We start from the raw sequence: 427 nt of genomic DNA, 5'->3' as shown, positions 1-427 counted from the left end.
GTCCAGGATGCGATTGATGAGATCAATGCAGCTGCCGGAACGGTGGCTTTGGTAGATAATGGTGATGGCACGTATGATTTTACCGATGCCGCAGGAACAACCACTACGATAACGGATACCTCCATTTCTACTTTGGTGGATAATGGGGATGCCACTTTTACTTATACTGATGAGACTGGTACTCCGGTTACCATAACATTAATTAGTGCAGACGCCAATAATGATATTACAACAGGTACCGATGGTGGTTTGTACTTAAATGTTGCTTCAGTTACAATTTCGGAAACAATTACAAACCTTGTTGACAACACGGACGGTACCTTTACTTACACTAATGAAAGTGGTGCGGCACAGACCGTAGCCAAGGCAGACCTTACGGACAATCTTGACGGCACTTATACCTTTACCAACAATGATGGATCGGATG

1 pseudogene is annotated in these 427 nt (G+C 44.0%); it reads left to right on the top strand.

The features are described 5' to 3' along the window. Positions 1-427, top strand: a pseudogene (locus tag Q0874_RS17360) (hypothetical protein); the annotation flags it as partial.

It is taken from the genome of uncultured Eudoraea sp. (assembly GCF_947490415.1).
GTDB lineage: Bacteria > Bacteroidota > Bacteroidia > Flavobacteriales > Flavobacteriaceae > Eudoraea.
This window is presented reverse-complemented; position numbering and strand designations above follow the sequence as displayed.